Annotated in this window: 1 protein-coding gene; it reads right to left on the reverse strand. The window is 61.3% G+C overall.

Features of this window, described 5'->3' with window-relative positions:
* On the reverse strand, positions 1 to 3,221 hold a 3,221-nt coding region (locus JNL55_RS25475; RefSeq protein WP_293860977.1), incomplete at both ends, for a filamentous haemagglutinin family protein.

Raw genomic sequence — 3,221 nt, forward strand, 5'->3', positions numbered from 1 at the left:
GTCTGAATGCCGCTACCAGAAAGCGCAGCGTCGTAAGTCACGCTGGGATGGCCGTCATCGTCGTAGGTAACAGAGAACGTCGGTGCTGAGATCGCCGTCTTGGCGCCACGACCGGCATCGATGTCGCCGTTCGAGGACCACACCACGATGTCGCTGTCATTGATCGCAAAGATGCGCGACTCGTTCACCTGCACGTCGCCGTCAGTGACGATGCCGATGTCGCCGCCTCGCCGTGTCACCAGACCCAGTTGGTTGGAGTTCTTGTTGATGCCGAACCGCTGCAACGTATCGGCCGCCAATCCAGCATTCACTCCACCGCCCGGCGTCAGCAACGAAATGTCGCCGCCGTCCAAGGTGTAGATGCGACTGAAGTACAGGCTGATATCGCCCAGGTAGGGATTGTTGTCGGCATCGGTGCTGCCGGGGAACAAGGTTTCCAGCGCAGTGAAGCCCCGCGAGTAATCGTTGTGCATTTCTACGGACGCCGCTTCGACGGCCGATTGCCGAACTTCCGCCAACAGCACCCGATACAAGAAGGCACGCTGCTGTTTGGCATCCAGCGCAGTGAATGCGGCACGGGCCTGAGCTGCGGTAGCAGGCTTGTTCCCAGTCAGCGCTTCGATGTAATTCGTCAGCTCAGGAAGGTATTCCTCACTGCCCGCCACATAGTCTTCAGCGAAGGCAGCGTAGTCGGGCCGCTCACCATTGAGTCCAGCCAACGCGGTGATGTTGGCGCCAAAGTCGGCCAGCGCCGGATTCATTTCATCGCCCCAGCTGGTCACGCCTTCGGACGTCGCCAGGTCGATGTCGCCGCCCGCAGTGAGCAGCAGCTGCCCCGGGCCGTCCACCTCGATACCGTTGTCATTAGGGCTCAATCCGCCCGAGCCGCGCGACAGGGTGTAGTAAATGTCGTTGCCCGCAGAGATGGTGCTCACATCGGACGCCACCAAGTTCTGGATGCCGACATTCAAATCCACTACGTCATCGCCCGCCTGAATATCGACGGGCGCACCGAAGTATCCGGAGCCCGTGACATCGCCAGTAGCCGCCACGATGCGCGACGACGGCAACGTGCCCTCTTCTGCTGCCTGCAATCGTACCGGCGTCGGCGCGTTGAACAGATCGAGCTTCAGCTCACGAGCGCTTTCCCAACTGGTCAGCGCCAGATACAACTCTGAGCTAGCGTCGGTGGCAAACGAACTGCTCTTGGGATTCGCGGCGCTCGGCAGCTCATCCACAGCCACGTCGGACACGATGACGTCAAAGTTCACATCCTGGTAAGCGCGCACATCGAGCGAGCCGTTCTCATCCGGGATCAGAGTTCCTTCGACAGCCGCGCTACCGCGCAAGGCCAGCATATCGACGCTGCCGGGCAATAGTGTGAAAGCCAGATTGGCCTGCCGGACGCTGGCGTCGTCGCTCCAGCCGTAGGTGCTGTTGATGGCATCGTTGTTGGCGACGATGGCAACATCGCCGGCCGTCGACTCGACACTCAACGAGCTGTCTGACGTGTACGTCGAGAACGAGCTATTGGTCGATCCCGTCGCACCCTGCGACATGCTTTGCGGCAACAAGGTCGGTGTCGCCACACCACCGATGTTCACGTCCTTTCGGCCGGCAACTGTAGCTTGCGTATCACCGAGCATCAGCAGCGGCGCCAAGCCGTTCTGCTCGCTCGCACCCACTGCGCCATCGGCTTGCAGGTTGATTTCGCCGCGACCGGAGTAGTAGCTGCCGCCGAGAATGTCACCACCGGAATCGACGCTGACATTGCCGCCGCCGATCACCTCCAGATCGTTGACCGCTGCAGACTTGTCGCCGGCACTGTTGGTTCGCTGGCGACCGATGGTGGTCACCGCTACCGACAGATCGCGAACGTCATTGCCAGCGCTGACACTGACATCGCCGCCAGCGACCGCGCCCACGCCTTGATGGAACTGAGCGAAGTTGACCGTCCAAGCGGTCGAGCGAGTAGTCGGCAAATCGGTATTGCCGATGCGCCACAGCCACTCCGATGCGAGTTGGTTGGTCGGTGCGCCGATCACATCGCGCCCAGCCGTGAGCGTGATGTCACCGCCGTTGGTTGGGTAGTACAAACCACCCAGTTGATTGCCCTGACCGCGCACGGTGGCATAGATCATTCCGTCGCTGGCTTCGCCTGCGGTGTAGAGCATCGCGGCATCGTTGGTCAGCACGACATCCAGCGCTGCGGCGACATCGATGCTGCCGGTGCCCGTGCGCACAGTGGTGTAGTTGCCGGACGAGGAACTGTCAGCGCCGCCCACGATCCTGACGCTGCCCCTCTGCGCAGACGCCGATTGTGTCGCCATGACATCGGCGCTCGCCGTATCAGCACCAGCAATCAGGTTATACGACCAGCTGTCGCCAAAGCCGAGATCCAGCGTGTAATCGTTCTCGTCGCTGAAACCGTCGCTGAGCGATTGATTGAAGGTGAGATCGCCGGTGGCACGCAGCGTCAGCACCCCCGTCTTGGTCAGCGCACCGGTGTTATCAGCGAAGCGCCAGGCCGCCAGGTTCCAGTCATTGTTCAAGCTCAAGCTGCCATCGCTGCTGCCCGACTGAATCTCGATACCAGTGGTGACCTCGAGATTAGTCAGGCTGGGATTATTCAATGCCGTGGCGATTGCATCGGTCTGCGCCGCGAAGGCGGCAGCCGCGTCATAGATGGCGTTGCCTGCGAGAGCCGTCGTGTCGTTCGCATCCAGAATGCCGTCAGCGTCGACATGTACAGCGAAGCCTTCGACGCTGACGTCGGCGGTCTGGCTCCAGTCGCCACCCAAATGCACAGCGTCGTTGGCGCTGTCCGCGTCGATCACAGTCAGCAACGATTGCTGAGGCAGACGAATGGCAACATCACCATCGCCGCTCGTTCCAGTCGCTGCACCCGAGGCCACCGTGGCAATCACGGCGCTGTCGGTCACATTCAAACCACCGTCGCTCACGTTCAGAGCGATACGGCCGTTACGTTCGTCGCTGTTGGTGGAGCGAGTGTCCAGCGTGCCGCTGAGGGTCATGCCATCGCTGGCCGACAGATAGATACGTCCGCCGCCCGTGTCGTGCGCGACGATGTTGCCAGCGACGACGATGTTGCCTTGATCGGCAGTCATCGACACCGACGTTCCTTGCACCGTGGCACCACTTGCGACGGTCAGGTCACCTGTGCCGCGCTGACGGAAACTCAAGTCTCCCGCAAAACCATC

It is taken from the genome of Steroidobacter sp., assembly GCF_016790065.1.
In the GTDB taxonomy this organism is placed as follows: Bacteria; Pseudomonadota; Gammaproteobacteria; order Steroidobacterales; family Steroidobacteraceae; genus Steroidobacter.